Here is a 21,569-nt window from a genome sequence, read left to right as displayed (position 1 = left end):
TCACCCAGGAATTCCCCGAAGCTCGTCACGAATAGGTGGTCGGTGTGTCGCAGTACACCCTGGGCGCGGGTCTCGTCCTGCCTGATGACCGTGGCCTGTACTCCCTTGTCCACGACCGGGCGCAGACCACCCCGGAGCTGGTGGCCCTCAGCCGGCCGGTGGCGGCGGGCTGGGCGGACGTCACCTACCGCGATCTCGACGCTCATGTCCGCCAGGCGGCCGGTGGCCTGCTGCGGGCCGGCGTCGAGGCCGGTGACCGGGTCGGCCTGCTGGGCCGGACCAGCTACGAGTGGGTGGTGGCCGACCTCGCGGTGCTCGCGGTCGGCGCGGTCACCGTCCCGATCTTCCCGACCGCGTCGGCGGTGCAGGTCGCCCACATCGTCACCGACTCGGGGATGCGCTGGTGCTTCGTCGAGACGGCGGAACACCTGGAGCTGGTGACCGCCGCCGCGGGCGGCGCCCTGCACACCGCCCCCTGGCCGCTGGCGGACCTCGACGGATGGGGCGCGGCGACCGGCGGCGACCCGGCCGGCACAGCGGAGTTCACCCGGCGGCGCGACGCCGTCCGCGCCGGTTCGCTGGCGACGATCGTCTACACCAGTGGGACGACCGGCATGCCGAAGGGCTGCATGCTCACCCACGGCAACCTGTTCGCCTCCAGCGCCAACACCGTCGAGCACACCGGCGACCTGTTCCGCCTGGCGGGTGACGGCGGCGGGCAGGCGTCGACGCTGCTGTGCCTGCCGCTGGCACACGTCTTCGGGCGGACGATCCTGGTCGCCTGCCTCTACGCCGGCACACGGACCGGGCTGCTGCCCGCCGTGACCGAACTGCTGCCCGCCATGGCGACCTTCCGGCCGTCGGTGCTGGCGCTGGTCCCCTACGGCCTGGAGAAGATCCGCAAGGGACTGCGCCGGGCGATCGACACCGACACCGAGCTGGCGGCGGTGGCCACCGGCCTGGCCGCGGCGACGGCGGTGGCGGCGGCTGGTGACAACACCAGCGGCGGCGCCGACGGGAACGGCGACGGCTCACCGGTGCGCCTCACCAGCCGGCCGGACCCGGCGGCCCTGGCTCGGGCCAGCGCGGTCTTCGGCGGGCGGCTGACCCATGTGATCAGCGGCGGCGCGTCGCTGGACACCACCACCGCGGCCTACTACCGCGGGCTCGGTGTGGAGATCCTCAACTGCTACGGGCTGACCGAGGCGGCGACCGCCGTGACGGTCAACCAGCCCGCGACGAACCGCCCGGGCACCGTCGGCCAGCCCATCCCGGGAACGACGGTCGCGATCGCCGACGACGGCGAGGTGCTGGTCGCCGGTCCCAACGTCTCCCCCGGCTACTGGCGGGCCGGCCAGGATCCGTCCGAGGTCGCCGCCGCCGGCGATCCGGGCTGGCTGCACACCGGTGACCTGGGCCGGCTCGACGCCGACGGCTTCCTGGTCATCACCGGCCGGCGCAAGGAGATCCTGGTGACCAGCGGCGGCAAGAACGTCACGCCGACGCTGCTGGAGGACCGGCTGCGGCTGCACCCCCTGGTCGCCGACGCCATGGTCATCGGCGAGGCCCGCCCGTACGTCGCCGCGCTCTTCACCCTCGAGCCGGCCGCGCTGCGCGCCCTGGCCGACACCGCCGGCTCTGCCGACACCGCCGGTATCGACCTGGACGCCGACGGCTGGTGGGAACACCCCGGCCTGCTGGACCGGCTGCGCGAAGCGGTGGACGACGCCAACGGCCTCGTCTCCCGCGCCGAGTCGATCCGGCGGATCCGGGTGCTGCCCGACCAGTTCACCATCGACGCCGGCCATCTCACGCCCTCGATGAAGCTGCGCCGCGCGCAGATCGAGGCCGCGTTCGCCGCCGAGATCGAGGAGCTCTACGCGGCGGCCCCGCCGGCGGTGGCATCCGTGCCGGCCACCGTGCCCGCGGCCACGGCCGCCTCGACACCCGCCTGACCACCTGGCCACTCGGCCGCCTGGCCGCCTGGCCGCCTGGCCGCCCAGGTTCGCCCGCTCAGGTTCATCCGAGCCGAACCCGCTCCGCCCGAACCCTCTTCCACCCGCCTGTACGACGGGAGCTCCCAAGGATGTACGACGTCATCGTGGTCGGTGCGCGCTGCGCCGGATCGCCCCTCGCCATGCTGCTGGCCCGCCAGGGCCACCGGGTCCTGGTCGTGGACCGCGCCACCTTCCCCAGCGACACCGTCTCGACCCACTACATGCACCAGACCGGGCTGGCCCGGCTGCGGGACTGGGGGCTGCTGGACCGCCTGGTCGCCACCGGTGTCCCGCCGCTGCGGCACCTGACGTTCTCCTACACCGGCATCTACCTGGAGGGCTTCGCCGACCCGATCGACGGTATCGACGCCGTCTACTGCCCGCGGCGGACCGTGCTGGACAAGCTGCTCGTCGACGCGGCCCGCGAGGCCGGCGCCGAGGTCGTCGAGGGCTTCACCGTCACCGACCTGCTGTTCGACGACGGCCGGGTGGCCGGGATCCGCGGCCGGGTCGGCGAGGGCCCCGAGCAGGAGTTCCGCGCCGGGTTCGTGGTCGGCGCGGACGGCCGGACGTCCACCGTGGCGGACAAGGTCGGCGCGGACTTCTACAAGGTGGTGCCCGCCGCCGGCTTCATCTACTACTCGTACTACGACGGCCTGGACTGRCCGATGCACCACCGGACGGGCTTCGGTGAGCAGCAGTTCGGCACCTGKCCGACGAACGGCGGGCAGCACATGCTGTCGATCATCCGCCCGCGCTCGGCGTTCAGCGAGTTCCGCGCCGACGTCGAGGGCAGTTTCCACGCCATCTTCGACAACGTCCTGCCCGAGCTGGGCGAGGACCTGCGGGCCCGCGGCCGGCGCGCGGAGGAGTTCCGGCCCATGCGGTACCCGGACAACTACTACCGGCGCTCGAGCGGACCGGGCTGGGCACTGGTCGGCGACGCCGGCTACCACAAGGACCCCTTCACCGGCTGGGGCATCACCGACGCCTTCAACCAGGCGCAGCTGCTCGCCGACCGGCTGCTCGCGGCGCTGGCCGGCGAGCGGACGCTGGACGACGCGGCGGCCGAGTACGTCAAGGTCCGCGACGAGGAGAGCCACGGCACGTTCCAGCTGACCTGCACCCTCGCGCACCTCGTCCTGCCGCCGTTCCTGGACTCGGTCTTCCGGGCCACCGCGGAAAGCCCGCGGTACACGAAGAGGTTCTTCGCCATGATCGCCGGCGGCATCCCCGGCCACGACTTCTTCCACCCCGACAACCTCGCCGAGCTCTACGAGGAGGTCGGCACGCCCACCGAGAAGCGCCTGCTGTCGGCCGGCTGAGCCGAAGGACCGAAGACAGAAGGATCGGAGGCAGGCTGATGAGTACCGATGTCGGCGAGCTCGCCCGGCGCACCCGGGCCTTCATCCAGGAGCAGGTCCTGCCGGTCGAGCGGGAGCTGATCGTGGCGGGTCGGCACATGGACGACGACGTCCGGGTCGACCTCCAGCGCGCCGCCCGCGAGGCCGGGGTGTTCGGGCCGCTCACCCCGGTCGAGCTCGGCGGGCTCGGCCTGGACAACGCCGGCCTCGCCGAGGTGCTGGAGGCCGCGGGGACGAGCCTCATCGGCCCCACCGCCGTCAACTGCGCGGCGCCCGACGACGGCAACATGCACCTGCTCGCCGCCGTGTGCACCCGGGAGCAGGCCGAACGCCACCTGCACCCGCTGCTGCGCGGTGAGACCCGCTCGGCCATCGCGCTCACCGAGCCGGCGCCCGGTGCCGGCTCGGACCCGTCGATGGTCCGCACCGCCGCCGCCCGCGTCTCCGGCGGCTGGGTGATCGACGGGGCGAAGCACTTCATCACCGGCGCCGAGGGTGCCGCGTTCACGATCTGCATCGCGCGGACCGGGGACGGCGGCACCACGATGTTCCTCGTCGACCAGGACAACCCGGGTCTGCGGGTCGGGCGCCGGATGCCCACCCTGGACCACAGCGCGGCCGGCGGGCACTGCGAGGTGACCTTCGCCGACTGCTTCGTGCCGGACGAGGCGGTGCTCGGCGATGTCGGCGCCGGCCTGCGGTACGCCCAGGTCCGGCTGGCGCCGTCGCGGCTGGCGTTCTGCATGAGCTGGCTCGGCCTGGCCGCCCGGGCGCACGAGATGGCCGCCGCCCACATCACCGGCCGGTCCTCGTTCGGCCGGCCGATCTCCGAGCACGGGATGGCGCAGGCCCACGTCGCCGACAACGAGATCGACATCGCCGCCGCGCGGGCGCTCGTGCGGTCGGTCGCGCGGGTGCTCGACACCGACGGGCTGGCGAGCTCCACCGCCCGCCACGGCGCGGCGATCGCGAAGACGTTCGTCGCCGAGGCGGTGTGGCGTGTGCTCGACCGGGTCGTCCAGCTCTACGGCGGGCTCGGGATCTGCGAGGACCATCTCGTCGCCCGCTTCCTCGTCGAGGCCCGCGGGTTCCGCATCTACGAGGGCTCGTCCGAGGTCCTGCGCACCTCGATCGCCCGCCGGGTGCTGCGGGCGCACACCACCCCCGCGCCCGCCGCCCCCATCGCCGCCGCCCCGGCGTCCGCCGCCCCCACGCCCGTCCTGGAGAGCCGATGACATCGACGTCCGCACCAGCCACGCCGCCGCGTCACGCCGTCGCCGGGCCGGCGGGCCCGGACCCGACCGCGAGGGATGCGGCCGGCCCGTTCGCGGTCTTCGGCCCGGCGACCGCCGACACGTCCGCACCGGACTTCGACCGGATCCGGGAGATCGCCAACGCGATCGTGCCGTTCCGGCGGTTCGTCGGCATCGACATCACCGAGATCGACGCCGAGCGTTCCGTCGTGGAGATCCCGGACCGGGCCGACCTGACCAACCAGCTCGGCACCGTCCATGCCGGTGCGCTGTTCCTCGCCGCCGACCTCGCCGGGGCCGCGGCGGTGGCGGGCGCGCTCGCGGCACGACTGAGCCGGTTCGAGAGCCTCGTCGTCCGCGACGCACGCTCGGCGTTCCGCCGGCCGGCCCGCGGCCGCATCCGCGCGGTGGGCCTGGTGGACGAGCGGGAGACCCGCCGCGTCCTCGCCGGCACCGGGCCGGAGCGGTTCGATCTCGACGTGCGCGCCGTGCTGTACGACGACGCGGATGTCGTGGTCGCCCGGTTCCACTTCGACTACGCCTGCGCGATCGCCGGGGACTGACCATGGCCACGACCGAGTCGACGAAGGCCGCCACGGGCCGTGTGCCCACCGAGAAGGTGCCGGTGCCGGTCGGCGACGGCATCACACTGATGCTGCGGATCATGGCGCAGGAGGACCGGACGTCCCCCGTCGTCGCGCTGCTGCCGGCGATGGCGCTGAAGGCGAAGTACTACTTCCCGCTGGCGACGGCGCTGCACGGCGCGGGGCTGTCGGTGGTGCTGTGCGACCAGCGCGGCCACGGTGACAGCACCCCGGGCCTGCGCGAGCAGCCGAACTTCGGCTACCGCGAGCTGATCGAGGTGGACGTCCCGGCCGTGGTCGCCACGATCCGGGCCCGCTTCCCCGACGCGCCGCTGTACCTGTTCGGGCACAGCCTCGGCGGCCAGCTGGCGCTGTTCCACGCGGCGTCCGCGCCGGGGAACGTCGCCGGCATCCTCACGATCGGCACCGGCACGCCCTACTGGCGGGCGTTCGCACGCCGGGACTGGTTCGAGGCGTTCTGGAAGATCCAGACGATCGGTCTGGTCGCCCGGGTGCGCGGCTTCTGGCCGGGCGGCATGCTCATCGGCGGGGCGATGTCCGGCCAGGTCATGGTCGACTGGGCCCGCCAGTCGCGGACGAGCTGGTGCCGGCCGCGCGGCTCCTCCCGCCGGCACGACGACGCGCTGCGCACGCTGGGCCTGCCCGTCCTCGCGATCTCGCTGGACGACGACCGGCTCGGCCCGGCCTCGAACGTCGACTTCCTGTGCTCCCGGATGCCTGCCGCACAGCTCACCCGCTGGCATGTCGTGGAGTCCTCCGGCGTCGAGAACCGGGACCACTTCGCCTGGGTCAAGGACAGCGCGGTGATCGGGCGCGCCGCCGCGACCTGGATCACCAGTGGCCGGCTGCCCGCCGGCACGGACTCCCACGGGGGCGGACGATGACCCGCGCACGGCTGGTCGTCCTCGGCGACAGCTTCGCCGAGGGCCGCGGCGACCTGCGGCCCGACGGCTCGTACGGCGGCTGGGTGCCGCGTTTCGCCGACCTGTTCGCGATCCCGCCCGGCGGCTACCGCAACCTCGGCACCCACCAGGCCACCACCCAGCACATCCTCGACCGACAGGTACCGGCCGCCCTGGTCAACAAGGCCACCATGATCGGGTTCATCGGCGGCGTGAACGACCTGGTCAGCGACTACGACCCGGGCCGCTTCGCGCACAACCTGCGGGCGATCCTGCGTCGCCTCGCCGGCCCGGACACCGTCCTGTTCACCGCGACCTACCCGGACATCCCCGGGAACCTGGACATCCCGGCGCCGTTCCGGGCGCTGCTGCGCGACCGTTTCGCCCGCGCGAACGAGGACCTGACCCGGGCCGCCGCGGCGGCCGGCGCGCTGTGCCTCGACATCGGGGCGGCGACCGAGTGGCACGGCCCGACGCTGTGGGACGCCGACGGTCTGCACCCGAACCCGCGGGGCCACCACCACTTCGCCGAGACCATGGCCGACTTCGTGGGCCTGCACACCGGCATGGCCCCGGTCGGCCGCGAGCCCGCGGGCGTCGGCGCCGGGGTCGGGCTCCTGTCCTACTGACGTCCTGTCCCACCTGTTGAGGAAAGGGCCATCGTGCGCGAGAGCGAACCGCCCCGGCGACTCGCCGACACACCCATAGCCATTGTCGGGATGGCGGGTCTCTTCCCGCATGCCCGTGACGCCCGTGAGTTCTGGCAGAACATCGTCGACGCCCGCGACTGCATCGAGGACGTCCCGGCCAGCCGCTGGAACATCGACGACTACTACGACGCGGACCCGACCAGGCCGGACCACACCTACTCGCGCCGCGGCGGCTTCGTCCCGGACGTCGACTTCGACCCGCTGGAGTTCGGTCTCCCCCCGAACCAGCTCGAGGTCACCAGCACCCTGCAGACCCTCAGTCTGGTCGTGGCGAGGGATCTGCTCCGCGACGCCGGCGCACCGAGCTCCGCCTGGTACGACGCGGAGTCGACCGGGGTCGTGCTGGGTGTCACCGGGCCCGTCCCGCTGATGCACCCGCTGGCCGCGCGGCTCACGACGCCGGTGCTGCGCGAGGTGGTGCGCGCCTGCGGGCTGACCGAGGACGACGCCCAGGCCATCGCCACCCGCTACGCGGAGGCGTTCGCGCCCTGGGAGGAGAACTCCTTCCCCGGTCTGCTGGCGAACGTCACCGCCGGGCGGGTCGCGAACCGCCTGGGCCTCGGTGGGATGAACAGCACGGTCGACGCGGCCTGCGCGGCGTCACTGTCCGCGGTGCGGATGGCGATCGCCGAGCTGGTCGACGGCCGCGCGGACATGATGATCGCCGGTGGCGCCGACACCGAGAACTCGATCTTCGGCTACATGTGCTTCAGCAAGACGCAGGCGCTGTCGAAGTCCGACCGCATCAGCCCGTTCGACGAGGGCGCCGACGGCACCCTCATCGGCGAGGGCATCGGCATGCTCGCCCTGCGCCGCCTCGCCGACGCCGAGCGGGACGGCAACCGGATCTACGCGGTCATCCGCGGGCTCGGCTCGTCCAGCGACGGCCGTTCGAAGAGCATCTACGCCCCGCGGGCAGAGGGTCAGGAACGCGCGCTGCGCCGCGCCTACGCCGACGCCGACTGCTCCCCGGCGTCCGTCGAGCTGTTCGAGGCGCACGCCACCGGCACCGCGGTCGGCGACCGCACCGAGCTCACCGCGCTGGACGGCGTCCTRCGCGCCGCGGCCGGCGGACACACGCACTTCGCCGCGATCGGCAGCGTCAAGTCGCAGATCGGGCACACCAAGGGCGCGGCGGGCACGGCCAGCCTGATGAAGCTGGCGCTCAGCCTCTACCAGAAGACGCTGCCGCCGACGATCAACGTCGAGCGGCCGGCCGGCCCGCTCGCCGACGACGCGACCCCGCTGTACGTGAACACCCGCACCCGGCCGTGGATCCGGGACCCGCGCCGGCCGGTCCGGCGCGCGGCAGCGTCCGCGATGGGCTTCGGGGGCACGAACTTCCACGTCGTCCTGGAGGAGCACAGCGCGCTGCGGCCGGCCGCCGGGATGGTGCACCGCACCGCCCGCGCATGGCTCTGGCATGCCGAGGACCCGGCCGCGCTGCGCGCCGCCCTCGAGTCCGGTGTCCCGCCGGTGGACGGCACCGCGGCACCGGTCCCCGCGGACCACGCCCGGATCGGCTTCGTCACCGCGCCCGGCGACGCGGACGGCGCGGACCTGCGCCGGATCGCGCTCGGGCAGCTCACCGCCGCGCCCGACGCCGACGAGTGGACCCACCCGGCCGGGGTGTACTACCGCCGCCGGGCCCTGCCCGACGCGCGGGTCGGGGCGCTGTACGCCGGCCAGGGCAGCCAGTACCTGGAGATGGGCCTGGACGCCGTCCTCGGCGTGCCGACCGTCGCGCAGGCCGTCGACGACGCGAACGCCGCGTTCACCGACGACGCGACCCCGCTCGCCGCGGTCATGTACCCGCCGCCCGTGTTCGACCCGGAGCTGCGCCAGGAGCAGGAGTCCCGGCTGCGCGCCACCCGGTACGCCCAGCCGGCGATCGGCGCGCTGTCCGCCGGCCAGTACCGGTACCTGACCGAGCTCGGCCTGCGCTGCGCCGGCCACCTCGGCCACAGCTTCGGCGAGCTGACCGCGCTGTGGGCCGCCGGGGCACTGGACGACACCGCCTTCTTCCGCCTCGCCCGCGCCCGCGGCGCCGCGATGGCACCTCCCGCCAACCCGGCCGACACCGCCGACACGGCTGCCAGCGGCCCCGAGGCTGCCGACCCGGGCACCATGGCAGCCGTCCAGGCCGGCCGGGAGCAGATCGAGGAGATCCTCGGCGCGTTTCCGGACGTGGTCGTGTGCAACCACAACGCGCCCGACCAGGTCGTCGTCGGCGGCGGCACGCAGGCCGTCGCCGAGGTGCTCGAGGAGCTGGCGCGGCGCGGCATGACCGGCCGGCTGCTGCCGGTCTCGGCCGCGTTCCACACCCGCCACGTCGGCCACGCGGTCGACCGCTTCGCCCAGGAGCTGGACGCCGTCGGCGTCGGGGTTCCGGCCTCGCCGGTGTACGCCAACACAGCCGGCGCTGCCTACGGCGCGGACCCGGCGGCGAACCGCGCCGTGCTCGCCGGCCAGCTGCTGGCGCCTGTCGACTTCGTCGCCGGTGTCGAGGCGATGCGCGCCGACGGCTGCAACGTCTTCGTGGAGTTCGGGCCGAAGCAGGTCCTCGCCCAGCTCGCCCGCCGCATCCTCGACGGCCAGCCGGTGGTGGTCGTCTCCACCGACGGTGGCCCGCTGCGCGACGGCGACGTGGCGCTCAAGCAGGCCGCGGTGCAGCTCGCGGTGCTCGGTCTCCCCCTGGCCGACATCAACCGGTACGACCCCGCGTCCCGCTCCGGCGACGCCGACGAGGCGCCTGCCCGCAAGGGCATGACCATCACGCTGACGGGCGCGGAGTACATCCCCGACTCCCGACGCGCGCTGTACGCGGCCGGCCTGACCGACGGTTTCCGGGTCAGTGCGCTGGCAGCACCGGCGTCCGTCGCGATCGCACCGTCCGCGGCTCCGTCCACCGCCGCCCCGCAGCCCGCGCCCGCTGAGCCGGCCGTCGCTGCGGCGCAGGCGGTGGACGGGTCGTGGGGCGGTAACGGATCCCACGCAGTCGCGCCGGTGGAGGCGGTCAGTGAGCCGCTGCTCGATCCGGCGGCGGTCACCGAGGCGGTGAACCGGCACCTCGACCTGCACGACCGTTACCTGGACGGGCAGCTCCAGATCGCCGGCGAACTGGTCGCCCTGCTGCGTTCAGGCACCGAGGCGGCGCTGCCGGGCTGGGTGCCGACGGCGGTCGAGCACGTGAAGGAGCAGAGCCTCGCCGCCGGCCGCACCCACACCCGTGCCAACGAGGTCCTCGCCGCGCTCGCGGGCCTGCGGCTGCCGGCCGGGCCGGACGGCCTCGCCGCCGGCGGCGGTACGCCGCCCGGCCGCACCGAGATCGCGCCGCCGGGCCCGGCCGTTCCGTTCGTGCCGCTGGTGCCGGCGCAGACCAACGGAAACGGGTACCGGCCCGAGGCGGCCCCGCCGGTCGCCGGGGCCTACGGCGAGGCCGGCAGCGGTCCCGTCGCCAGGTCGAGCGATGCCGGCCCCGCGGCGCCCACCGACGGCGTCAACGGCGCGGCCGCCGCGAACGGCGCGGCCCACGCGAACGGCGCTGTGAGCACGAACGGCGCGGCCGGCGTCAACGGCGCGGCCACCGTGAACGGGGCGACGGCTCCCGCGGGACCTGGGCCGGACGCGGTGCGCGCGGCGCTGCTGAGCGTCGTGGCCGACCGGACCGGCTACCCCGCCGAAATGATCGACACCACCATGGACCTCGAAGCCGACCTCGGCGTCGACTCCATCAAACGAGTCCAGATCCTCGGCGCCCTCCAGGAACACTTCCCCACCCTCCCCGCCGTCGGCCCCGAACGCCTCGCCGACATGCGCACCCTCGACCACATCACCAACCACGTCCTCACCTCGCTGACCACCGGCGCGCCCGGCATCCCCAGCACCAACGGCACATCCGTCATCACGGCCACCGCACCAGCCGCCGGGGCCGCGGTCTCAGTCAGCCCGGACGCGGTGCGCGCCGCCCTGCTCGGCGTCGTGGCCGACCGGACCGGCTACCCCGCCGAAATGATCGACACCACCATGGACCTCGAAGCCGACCTCGGCGTCGACTCCATCAAACGAGTCCAGATCCTCGGCGCCCTCCAGGAACACTTCCCCACCCTCCCCGCCGTCGGCCCCGAACGCCTCGCCGACATGCGCACCCTCGACCACATCACCAACCACGTCCTCACCTCGCTGACCACCGGCGCGCCCGGCATCCCCAGCACCAACGGATCCGCTGGCGGCGCCACCTCCACCCCCGTGGAGGCCGCGGACACGACAGCGACCGGCGCCCCCGCCGGCACCGGCCGACCGGACGAGGCCCCACTGGCCCGTCAGCGCGTCGAGCTGGTCGCGACCGCGGCTGTCGACATCCTGGACGCGAGCCCCTACGGGTCGGGCCCCGTCGCGGTTCTCGTCGACGCCGGGGGTGCGGCTGACGACGACGAGACCCTGGCCGCCCTGCGTGACGGGCTCATCGAGCGCGGCTTCACCATCCGCACCCTGTTCCTGCCTGGCAGTGCGCCCTCGGCCGCCGGTACCGGGTCGGAGGCGACCGACCTGGCCGACCCGTTCGCGGGCTGGGACGCGGCAGCGGTCGAGCAGGCTCTCGACGTGGCGCTCGGCGGTGACGGGACCGTCGACCTGTGTCTCCTGCTGCTCGCCGCGCCGCGGGTGGACACCGACTCCGCCGGGCCCGACGCTGCTGCCTGGGCGCCGGGGATTCGGCGTCTCGGCGAGGCCGTCCTGGTCGCCAAGCACGCCGCCGGCCCGCTCGCCCGCGCCGCGGCCCGCGGTGGCCGGGCCGCGTTCGCCACGATCACCCGGCTYGACGGCGGACTGGGGCTGCGCGGCACGGCACCCGCGGCGCAGGGCCTCCTCGCCGGGGTCGCCGGTGTCGTCAAGACGCTGGCCCGCGAGGAGACGGCCCTGTTCTGCCGCGCTCTCGACATCGATCCCGCCCACATGCCGGCAGCGCTGGCGCAGCTGGCACTGACCGAGCTGTGGGACGCGGCAACCGACCTGCTCGAGGTCGGTGTCGACGCGGACGGAACCCGCTGGACGGTGCGACCCGGCCCGTTCGGCGCCGGGGCACACCCCGGGGCCGGCCTGGCAGCGGACGCGGACGAGCCCCCCGCCGCTCCCGTGCTCGGCCCGGACGAGACCGTGATCGTCACCGGCGGAGGCCGCGGAGTGACCGCGGACTGCGTCAGAGCACTCGCGGCGCGGGTCCCGGCGCACTTCGTGCTGCTCGGGCGGACCGAGGCCGACGCCGATCCGGACTGGGCGGACGGGATCCCCGACGCCGGCCTGCTCGCCGCCGCCGCCGCGGACCTCGCGGCCCGCGCCGGCACGGGCGGAGGGCGGCCGACCCCCCGCCAGGCGGAAGCCGCCCGGCGCGACGTCCTGGCCCGGCGCGAGATCCGCGACACCCTGGCGGCACTGGAGGCCGCCGGTGCCAGCGCGACCTACCTCAGCGTCGACATCGCCGACCAGGCGGCGGTCGCGACCGCGCTGGCGCCCTACCGGGGCGTGGCCAGCGCGCTGGTGCACGGCGCCGGGGCGCTCGCGGACAGCGCGCTCACGGCGAAGACGCCGGACGCCGTCCGCCGCGTCCTCACGCCGAAGCTGACGGGGCTGCGCAACGTCCTCGAGGCACTCGGGGACGGGCCCGGCTCGCCGCTGCGCCACCTCGTCCTGTTCACCTCGGTCGCGGGTCTGATGGGTAATCCGGGCCAGGCCGACTACGCGGCGGCGAACGAGGCCCTCGGCCGCCTCGCCGCAGGGTGGAAGCAGGCCGAGCCCGCCCGGCACGTCACCGCGATCGACTGGGGCGCCTGGGACGGCGGCATGGTCGACGCCGACCTGCGGGAGCTGTTCCGCTCCCGGGGCGTCGCCCTGATCGACCGGGCGGCCGGGGCGCAGGCCTTCGCCGACCAGTTCACCCCGCCGCGCGACGGGGACGTCCGCGTTCTCATCGGCTCGGCCGAGGCGCTGACCGGCGCGGCGGGCAGCCGCCCCGCGACGGCGCTGGTGACCCGCCGGGACCTGACAGAGCTGGCCGCCGACCCGGTGATCCTGCATCACCAGGTCGGCGGGTTCCCGGTCCTGCCGGCGACGTTCGCGATCGGCTGGCTCGTCAACGCCGCCGAGCGGACCCATCCGGGACGCACCGTCGTCGAGGTCCGGAACTTCGACGTCCACAAGGGCGTCGTGTTCGACGGGACCGGGGAGCTGACCCTGCGCCTGCACGCGGCGGCGGCCGAGCCCGAGCCGGACCCGTCCGGTGACGGTGACCGGCTTGTCGTGCGGGCGAGTGTGCGCAGCCCGGGGGCGCGCCCGGTCGGGCTCTCCCGGTACGCGGCCACGCTGGTGCTCGCGCCGAAGCTGCCGGCTCCCGCGCAGGTGGAGGACTGGCCGCGGCTCGACGCCGTCTGGTCCGCGCCGGGCGAGGACGGGCTGGCGATCTACACCGGCGGCACGCTCTTCCACGGACCGCTGCTCCGCGGGATCCGGCGGATCCTCGACCGCGGCGCGAACAGCGTGCTCCTCGAGTGCCAGCTGCCCGCCGCGCCGGTCGCGCACGGCGCCTTCGCCGGCGCCGCGCACGACCCGGCGCTCGCCGACCTGCTGCTGCACGGCCCGTCCGTGCTCGGCCGCTGGCTGACCGGGCAGGCCTGCCTGCCACTGGCCGTCGGGCGGATCGACTACCGGGCGCCGCTGCCCGCGGGCGAGCCGTTCGCGGTGGTGGTCGACGAGGCGAAGGTCAGCGACACCGGCGTCGTCAGCCGGGTCACCGCCGTCGGCCGCGACGGGCGGATCCTCGTCCGCCTGCACGACGTGGCCATGGTCGGCACGCCTGACATGGCCGCGAAGTTCGCCGAGGGCGCCGCCCGCTGGCAGCAGGAGGTGACGGCATGACGCTGGCCGAGGACACCCTCCGGTTCAACGAGACCGTCCGGTTCGACGAGACCCTCGAGTTCGACGGCGAGCCGTTCGACCCCCTCCGTCTGACGGCGGCCGGCAGCAGCGCGCCGGTGGGCGCAGACCTGGCGCCCACCGGCGGGGCGGTGCCGGCCACGGTCCCGAGCCCTGGCCCGTCCGGCGGAAGCCGGTCCGCCGCGCAGATCGCCGCCGTGGTCAGGGAGGTAAGCGCTGCCGTGGCCGCCGCGCACGACTCCGCACTGGTCGCGCAGCTCGCGCTGAGCCGGCTCGCCCTCGCCGGTCCGTCCCGTTCCCTCGGGGCTGAGCTTCCGGCACCTGCCCGGCTCCCGGCGCCTGGGCGACGTCCCTCGGCACCGCCGGCCCTGACCGCAGGGCCGGCAGGACCCGCGACGGCGGCTCCGCAGGAGACCAGCCCTCGGATCACGGAGGCGTCCTTCAAGCCGCTGGCGCGCACGTCGCGTGACGCGCTGGACGCGGCCGACCTGGCCGCGCTGAGCCGCGGCGAGGTGGCGGCCGTCTTCGGGGCTCCCTACGAGCAGCACGGCGTCAACCCGGACGTCACGCTGACGGAGTCCGGAGTACCGACGCTCCTCGGCTGGGTCGCGGACCTGCGCCTGCGGGGCGGCGCCCAGAGCGCCGGCTCCCTGCGCGCCGGGCTGCTGCCGCTGGCAACCACGCCCGCGAACAGCGGTTCCACTGGCGGGGGGCCGGTGGGTGATGCGCTGGCCCGCGGGCTGCTGGCGGCGGCGGGGCAGGCGGTGCGGGTGTTCGCGCTGTACGCCGGGCTGCACCTGTGCCTGGCGGACGCACGCTTCGTCCCCGAGGCGCCCACCGAGGATCCGGACGGCCGCCCGCGCACCGGCCCGGCCCACCCCACCGCGTCGGTGCGCCTCACCGACGCGGGGCAGGGCTGGGACGGCGCGGGCGGGGAGATCCAGCTCGAGGTCGGCACGATCGATCTCCTGCCGCGGCCGTGGCTCGCCGCCCGTGTGCTGGTGCACGCGGACGGTCGGCTCGTCGCCGAGCTCGACGACGTCGCCGTCACCGTCCGGGAGCGGCCCGGCGCGCCGGTCGGGCCCGAGCACGGCGGTGCGGTGCCGGCCGACCTCGGCCGGCGCAACGCCGCCGGGGAGCGGGCCCTGCTCAGCGAGTTCCACATGGCGCACTGCGCCCGCGGGGACCAGGGCATCGGGCTCGGCCCGGAGTTCGGCGGCTACCGGGGCCGGCGGGCCACCCGGCTGCCCGGCGGCGGGCTGCGGCTCGTCGACCGGATCATGGCGACGGACTCCCGCCGCGGCGACCTGCGCGGCGGGGCCACCCACGTCACCGAGTACGACGCGGCGGCGGACTGCTGGTACTTCGCCGACACGGCGAACGCCTCCATGCCCAACTGCGTGTACATGGAGACGTCCCTGCAGTCGGCACTGCTGCTCGGCTACTACCTCGGGGCCACCGTGGCCGAGCCGGCCGAGGACTACAGCCTGCGCAACCTCGGCGGCAGCGCCACGGTGCTGCGCGAGGTGGAGCTGCGCGACGCGACCATCCGCCAGCACTCGACGCTGCTGTCGACGAACCCGATGCCCGGGACGGCGCTGCAGGACTTCTCCTACGAGATGGCGGTCGACGGCGAGCCGTTCTACCGCGGCGAGTCGATGTTCGGGTACTTCAACGCCCCGGCCCTGGCCCGCCAGACCGGACTGGACGGCGGCCGGCTCGTCCCGACCTGGCTGGACGCCTTCGACGAGCGGGAGCGGCCGGCGATCCGCACGATCGACGTGGCCGCGCGGCGCGCGGACCCGGCCGCGCCGCTGTGCGCGCGGGGCCAGCTGGCGCTGCTCGACGACGTCGAGGTCGTCGACGGCGGCGGCCGGCACGGGCGCGGCTACCTGCGCGCGCAGCGGCCGATCGACCCCGGGGACTGGTTCTTCGCCCGGCACTTCCACCTGGACCCGGTGATCCCCGGCTCGCTCGGGGTGGAGGCGGTGATCCAGGCACTGCAGGAGTGGGCCGTCGACGCCGGGCACGCGGACGGGATGGCACGGCCCGGGTTCGTCCTGCCCGTCGGCGTGACCCTGCACTGGAAGTACCGGGGCCAGCTGCTCCCCTCGGACGGGACGTTCACCCTGGAGGTGCACATTTCCGACGTCAGCCGCCGGCCCGGCCGGGTCCGCGTCACCGCCGACGCGAGCCTGTGGAAGCCGACGATGCGCATCTACGAGCTGACCGACATCGCCATCGAGCTTCGGGACGAGGGTGCGCCGTCATGGTGAGCGCGACTGTGCTGCCGGCACGGGTGCCGGTTCCGGTGCTCGCGCGTGCCCCGCGGGACGTCCACGAGGTGCTCGCCGACCTGGACCGCCCTGTCTACGTCGTGCGCGACACGACGGGGATCGCGGTCACCGGCGACGAGCGGGCCGCCGCCGCGGCCGGGCAGGTGCTGGCCGCCGCCGGGCCGCTGCCGCCGCGACGACTCGGCTCCCCCGCCTYCCGCCGCGACCACGGTGTGGACCAGGCGTACATGGCCGGGTCGATGGCGAACGGCATCGCCTCGGCCGACCTGGTCGTCAACCTGGCCCGGGCGGGCTACCTCGCCTCCTTCGGCGCGGCCGGTGTCGTCGCCGCGCGGGTGGACGAGGCGCTCGCCGACATCCGGCGGCGGGTCGGCGGACGTCGGTTCGCCTGCAACCTGATCCACAGTCCGAACGAGGCCGCGATGGAGCGGGACGTCGTCGACGCCTGTCTGCGCCACCAGGTGCGCTGCATCGAGGCCTCCGCCTTCCTGGACCTGACCCCGCAGGTGGTGCGCTACCGGCTGGCCGGCCTGCGCCGTGGCCCGGACGGGCGGGTCGTCGCGGACAACCGCGTCGTCGCCAAGGTGTCGCGGACGGAGGTCGCCGACCTGTTCCTGCGGCCGGCGCCGGCCGCGCTGGTCCGTCCGCTGGTCGAGCAGGGGCTGGTCAGCGCCGAGCAGGCCGCGCTCGCCGCCGCGGTGCCCCTCGCGGACGACGTGACCGCCGAGGCGGACTCCGGCGGCCACACCGACCGCCGGCCGCTGCCCGTCCTGCTCCCCGAGCTGCTCGCGCTGCGGGACGCCCGGCGCGCCGAGACCGGCGGCTGGCCCGTCCGGGTCGGGGCCGCCGGCGGACTGGGCACCCCCCGGGCCGTCGCCGCCGCCTTCGCCCTCGGCGCGGACTACGTGGTGACCGGCTCGGTCAACCAGGCGGCGGTCGAGGCCGCGCAGTCGCCGGCCACCAAACGCCTGCTGGCCGCCGCCGGGGTCACCGACTGCGCCCAGGCCCCGTCCGCGGACATGTTCGAGATCGGCGCGGAGGTGCAGGTGCTGAGCCGGGGCACCATGTTCGCCTCGAAGGCCCGCCGGCTCTACGACCTCTACCACCGGCACGACAGCCTGGACGACATCCCCGCCGACGAGCGCGCCGCGCTCGAGCGGCGGATCTTCCACCGGCCGCTCGACGACGTCTGGGCGGACACGGTCGCCTACTTCACGACCCGCGACCCCGACCAGATCGAACGAGCGAAGGATGACCCGAAGCGGCGGATGGCGCTGGTGTTCCGCTGGTACCTCGGCCTGTCGTCGGGGTGGAGCATCACCGGCACGCCGGACCGCGTCGCCGACTACCAGGTCTGGTGCGGGCCGGCGATGGGGGCGTTCAACTCCTGGGTGCGCGCCAGCTCGCTGGAGCCGCTGGAGAACCGGCACGCCGCCGCGATCGCCACCGAGCTGATGCACGGCGCCGCGTTCACGTCCCGGGTGGCGGTGCTGGCGCAGGCCGGCGTCCGGCTGCCGACCGCGACCACCACCTACCTGCCGCGCGCCCGCCCCCGCCCGGGCCATGCCCCCGGCAACGGCGCGGGCCCCGCTGGCCCCGCCGGCTCCGGCCCCGCAGAACAGGACCAACGGACATGACTGCACCCGTACTCCAGCACCAGCCCGAGGTGGACGTGGACGGCGGGACACCCGCCTGGCTCGTCTGCGACGGCTGCCGACGGATGATCTACGGGCGGCGCTTCGCCCGCGGCGGGCACGTCTGCCCCGAATGCGGCTGGCACGCCCGGCTGACCGCCGCCCAGCGGGTCGACCTGCTGCTCGACGAGGGCTCCGCCGAGATCGTCGCCACCCCGGTCACCGCGGCCGACCCCCTGGACTTCGTCGACACCCGGCCCTACGCCGACCGGCTGCGCGCCGCCCGCGCCTCGACCGGCATGCCCGAGGCGGTCCTGGTCGCCCGCGGCACCATCGAGGGCTGCCCCGTCGTGACCGCGGTGATGGACTTCCGCTTCCTCGGCGGCAGCCTCGGCGCCGCCGTCGGCGAGGCCATCACCGGCGCGTGCGAGATCGCCCTGCGGGAGCGCACCCCGCTGCTGCTGGTGACCGCCTCCGGCGGCGCGCGGATGCAGGAGGGGGCCCTCTCCCTGATGCAGATGGCCAAGACCGCGCAGGCCATCGGCCAGCTCGACGAGGCCGGCATCCTGACCGTCTCGCTGATCACCGACCCGACGTTCGGCGGGGTCGCCGCCTCGTTCGCCACGCTGACCGACGTCATCATCGCCGAGCCCGGTGCCCGGCTCGGCTTCGCCGGCGCCCGGGTGATCGAGCAGACCATCCGCGAGACCCTGCCGCCCGGCTTCCAGACCGCCGAGTTCCTGCTGGAGCACGGCGTCGTCGACCTGATCAGCCCGCGCCCGGCGCTGCGCCCGACGCTCGCGCGGCTGCTCGGCGTCGCCACCCGTCGCCCGACGTCCACACCCGCCGCCACGATGCCCGCCGCCGCGCCCGGCCGGGATGTCGTTCGGGAGCCCGGGCTTCTGGTGCAGCGGCACCCGTGGGAGGCAGTGCGACTCGCCCGCCGGCTCGGCCGCCCCAGCGCGCTGGACTACATCGGGGCGCTGGTCGAGGACTGGACCGAGCTGCACGGCGACCGGGCCGCCGCCGACTGCCCGGCCATGGTCGCCGGCCTCGGCCGCCTCGACGGGACGCCGGTCGTCGTCATCGGAACACAGAAGGGCCACACGGCGGCCGAGCTGTCCGCCCGCGCCTACGGGATGCCCTCCCCCGGCGGCTACCGCAAGGCCGCCCGGGTGATGCGGCTGGCCGCGAAGCTGGGCCTGCCGGTCATCACCCTGATCGACACCGCCGGGGCCCATCCCGGCATCGAGGCCGAGGAGAACGGCCAGGCCGTCGCCATCGCGCAGAACCTGCGCCTGATGGCCGGGCTGCCGGTGCCCGTCGTCGCGGTGGTCACCGGCGAGGGCGGCAGCGGTGGCGCGCTCGCCCTCGCGGTCGCCGACCGGGTGCTGATGTGCGCGAACGCGATCTACTCGGTGATCAGCCCCGAGGGCTGCGCCGCCATCCTGTGGAAGGACCCGGCGGCCGGCCCCGACGCGGCCGCCGCGCTGCGGGTCGACGCCCGCGCCCTGCTGACGGCCGGCATCGTCGACGGGGTGATCCCCGAGCCCGACGGCGGCGCGGACGTCGACCCGCTCGGCGCCGCCGACGCGCTGCGGGCCGCGCTCACCAGCACGCTCGCGGAGCTCATCCCCCTCGACCCGCCGACGCTCGTCTCGGGCCGCCGGGCCCGCTTCCGCCGCTTCGGCACCCCCACCACTCCCACCCCCACCACCCCAATCACCGCGCCACCAGCCACCGCCCCCAGCGTCCCGGCGGCACGCCCGCCGATGGGTGGACACCGCTCCACCGCCGATCTCGACGAGGCGAGGCGATCCTCTTGACCATCACCACCGCCAACGGCACCTCCACGACACTGGCCCCCACACCCGCCGCACCCACCACACCCAAGCCCGCACCCGCACCCGCAGGCCAGAACGGCGAGCACGGGCAGAGCGGACTCGGCGAGGTGCTGGCCGTCCTGCGCCTCGCCGCGCAGGAGGCGGGCGCCGGCGGGGCACGACCCGTGAGCCGGGTCCGGGTGTCCGCCGGCGACCTCGCCGTGGAGATCGACTGGACGACGCCGGACGGATCCGCCGGGCCAGGCGGGTCCGCGCCGGCCGCGGCCGACCGCCGGGACGTCTCCCCGCACGGCGCCGCGCGCCCACCCGCCGCGTTCCCGTCGGCACCGGCATCGCTGCCCGCCGTGCCCGGAGCCACGGGACCGACGACGGCAGCAGCAGCAGGGTCGGCGGACACGGCGGCGCATGACGGCTCCGACGACGCGCTCGCGTTCGTCGTCCCGGCGCACACCGTCGGCGTCTTCTACCACGCCCCCGAGCCGGGCGCGGACCCGTTCGTCCGGGCCGGTGACACCGTCGTCCCCGGCCAGCAGGTCGGGATCATCGAGGCGATGAAGCTGATGATCCCGGTCGAGGCGGAGCGCGGCGGCCGGGTCCGCGAGATCCTCGTCGCCGACGCCACCCCGGTGGAGTACGGCCAGCCCCTGCTCACCCTGGACGTCGACGTGCCGCACGGCGACAGCCGATGATCAAGAAGGTTCTGATCGCCAACCGCGGCGAGATCGCGCTGCGGATCGCCCGCAGCTGCCGCGAGCTGGGCATCGCCACCGTGGCCGCGTACTCCACGGCCGACCGTGACAGCGCCGTCGTCGCGTTCGCCGACGAGTCCGTCCAGATCGGCCCGGGACCGTCGCGGGAGAGCTATCTGAACATGCCGGCGGTCATCGAGGCCRCACGCATCCGCGGGGCCGACGCCATCCACCCCGGGTACGGGTTCCTGTCCGAGAACCCCGACTTCGCCGAGATCTGCGCGGCCGAGGACCTCACGTTCATCGGCCCGCCGCCGGACGTCATGGCCCGCCTCGGCGACAAGGCCGTCGCCCGCCGGATCATGGCCGAGGCCGGGCTGCCGCTGCTACCCGGCAGCCGTGGCACCGCCGACCAGCCCGAGGCGGCGGCCGTGACCGCCACCGAGATCGGTTACCCGGTCATCATCAAGGCCGCGGCCGGCGGCGGCGGGCGCGGCATGAGCGTCGTGCACGACCCCGACGCCTTCGACCGCGCCTACCGGCACACCCGCGCGACCGCCCAGGCGGTGTTCGGCGACGGCCGTCTCTACGTCGAGCGTTACCTCGCCTCCGCGCGCCACGTGGAGGTCCAGGTGCTGGCCGACGCGCACGGCACCGCCGTCCACCTCGGCGCCCGCGACTGCTCCCTGCAGCGGCGCCACCAGAAGCTGGTCGAGGAGACGCCCGCCCCCGGCCTGCCACCCGAGATCGTCGAGCCGCTGTGCGCCGCCGCCGTGCGCGGCACCCTCGCCAGCGGGTACGTCGGCGCCGGGACCTTCGAGTTCCTTGTCGACCCGCAGGGCCGCTTCTACTTCATGGAGGTCAACTGCCGCCTCCAGGTGGAGCACCCCGTCACCGAGATGGTGACCGGCCTCGACCTGGTCGCCGAACAGATCCGGATCGCCGCCGGCGAGCCGCTCGGTTTCGCCCAGGCGGACGTCGACGCCCGTGGGGTGTCGATCGAATGCCGCATCAACGCCGAGAACCCGCGCCGCGACTTCGCCCCCGCGCCCGGCACCCTCACCGACTTCGCCGTCCCGGCCGGACCGTTCGTCCGGGTCGACACCCACGCCACCCCCGGCTACCGCATTCCCGCCTACTACGACTCGCTGCTCGCGAAGGTCGTCGTCTGGGCCCCGGACCGGCCCCGCGCCCTGGCCCGGATGCGCCGCGCCCTCGACGAGCTGCGCGCCCAGGGCCCGGGCGTCGTCACCACCGCCGAGTTCCTCCGCGGCCTCCTCGACCATCCCCGCTTCGTCGCCGCCGAGCACGACACCGTCCTGATCGAGAACCTCATGTCCTGACTCG

General features: G+C 75.1%; 12 protein-coding genes. All 12 read left to right on the top strand.

Annotated features, from left to right (window positions below; translation table 11 throughout):
- Positions 1-44 precede the first annotated feature (44 nt).
- The 12 genes from CC117_RS22900 (at position 45) to CC117_RS22845 (ending at position 21,565) form a co-directional block, all read left to right on the top strand.
- Positions 45-1,955 carry an AMP-dependent synthetase/ligase gene (locus CC117_RS22900; RefSeq protein ID WP_241830335.1) on the top strand — a complete coding sequence of 637 codons (1,911 nt, stop codon included), beginning with the start codon at positions 45-47 and terminating at the stop codon, positions 1,953-1,955.
- Between the two features lie 131 nt (positions 1,956-2,086).
- Positions 2,087-3,322, top strand: coding sequence for an NAD(P)/FAD-dependent oxidoreductase (locus CC117_RS22895; RefSeq protein WP_071087465.1), 1,236 nt, complete (start codon positions 2,087-2,089; stop codon positions 3,320-3,322).
- A gap of 38 nt (positions 3,323-3,360) precedes the next feature.
- Positions 3,361-4,596, top strand: coding sequence for an acyl-CoA dehydrogenase family protein (locus CC117_RS22890; protein ID WP_071087463.1), 1,236 nt, complete (start codon positions 3,361-3,363; stop codon positions 4,594-4,596).
- A complete protein-coding gene (locus CC117_RS22885; protein ID WP_071087461.1) occupies positions 4,593-5,177 on the top strand; it encodes a YiiD C-terminal domain-containing protein in 585 nt (194 codons plus the stop codon). The genes CC117_RS22890 and CC117_RS22885 overlap by 4 nt, the downstream gene beginning before the upstream one ends.
- A 2-nt stretch (positions 5,178-5,179) precedes the next feature.
- Positions 5,180-6,103: an alpha/beta hydrolase family protein gene (locus CC117_RS22880; RefSeq protein WP_071087459.1), complete on the top strand. Its 924-nt coding sequence runs from the start codon at positions 5,180-5,182 to the stop codon at positions 6,101-6,103.
- Entirely contained in the window at positions 6,100-6,750 is a 651-nt protein-coding gene (locus CC117_RS22875) for an SGNH/GDSL hydrolase family protein (RefSeq protein ID WP_071087457.1), read from the top strand. Before CC117_RS22880 ends, CC117_RS22875 begins: the two co-directional genes overlap by 4 nt.
- Before the next feature lie 90 nt (positions 6,751-6,840).
- A complete protein-coding gene (locus CC117_RS22870; RefSeq protein WP_407673575.1) occupies positions 6,841-13,740 on the top strand; it encodes an SDR family NAD(P)-dependent oxidoreductase in 6,900 nt (2,299 codons plus the stop codon).
- Entirely contained in the window at positions 13,737-16,034 is a 2,298-nt protein-coding gene (locus tag CC117_RS22865; RefSeq protein WP_071087452.1) for a hotdog family protein, read from the top strand. Before CC117_RS22870 ends, CC117_RS22865 begins: the two co-directional genes overlap by 4 nt.
- Positions 16,028-17,692 (top strand): PfaD family polyunsaturated fatty acid/polyketide biosynthesis protein, encoded by a 1,665-nt coding sequence (locus tag CC117_RS22860; protein WP_071087450.1) that lies wholly within the window; start codon positions 16,028-16,030, stop codon positions 17,690-17,692. The genes CC117_RS22865 and CC117_RS22860 overlap by 7 nt, the downstream gene beginning before the upstream one ends.
- Positions 17,689-19,515, top strand: coding sequence for an acetyl-CoA carboxylase, carboxyltransferase subunit beta (gene accD / locus CC117_RS22855; RefSeq protein WP_071087448.1), 1,827 nt, complete (start codon positions 17,689-17,691; stop codon positions 19,513-19,515). The genes CC117_RS22860 and accD overlap by 4 nt, the downstream gene beginning before the upstream one ends.
- Entirely contained in the window at positions 19,512-20,222 is a 711-nt protein-coding gene (locus CC117_RS22850) for an acetyl-CoA carboxylase biotin carboxyl carrier protein (RefSeq protein ID WP_071087446.1), read from the top strand. Before accD ends, CC117_RS22850 begins: the two co-directional genes overlap by 4 nt.
- The gene (locus CC117_RS22845; protein WP_071087444.1) at positions 20,219-21,565 is read left to right on the top strand and encodes an acetyl-CoA carboxylase biotin carboxylase subunit; all 1,347 of its coding nucleotides are present in this window, start codon (positions 20,219-20,221) and stop codon (positions 21,563-21,565) included. Before CC117_RS22850 ends, CC117_RS22845 begins: the two co-directional genes overlap by 4 nt.
- The last annotated feature ends 4 nt before the right edge of the window (positions 21,566-21,569 follow it).

It is taken from the genome of Parafrankia colletiae, assembly GCF_001854655.1.
GTDB lineage: Bacteria > Actinomycetota > Actinomycetes > Frankiales > Frankiaceae > Parafrankia > Parafrankia colletiae.
Note: the sequence above shows the minus strand (reverse complement) of the source record. Positions and strands in the feature narration are given on the sequence as shown.

Bases quoted from the DNA above. Each gene is read 5' to 3' on its own strand.
- CC117_RS22865 (WP_071087452.1), top strand. From the start codon at position 13,737: ATGACGCTGGCCGAGGACACCCTCCGGTTCAACGAGACCGTCCGGTTC.
- CC117_RS22875 (WP_071087457.1), top strand. From the start codon at position 6,100: ATGACCCGCGCACGGCTGGTCGTCCTCGGCGACAGCTTCGCCGAGGGC.
- accD (WP_071087448.1), top strand. From the start codon at position 17,689: ATGACTGCACCCGTACTCCAGCACCAGCCCGAGGTGGACGTGGACGGC.
- CC117_RS22880 (WP_071087459.1), top strand. From the start codon at position 5,180: ATGGCCACGACCGAGTCGACGAAGGCCGCCACGGGCCGTGTGCCCACC.
- CC117_RS22885 (WP_071087461.1), top strand. From the start codon at position 4,593: ATGACATCGACGTCCGCACCAGCCACGCCGCCGCGTCACGCCGTCGCC.
- CC117_RS22890 (WP_071087463.1), top strand. From the start codon at position 3,361: ATGAGTACCGATGTCGGCGAGCTCGCCCGGCGCACCCGGGCCTTCATC.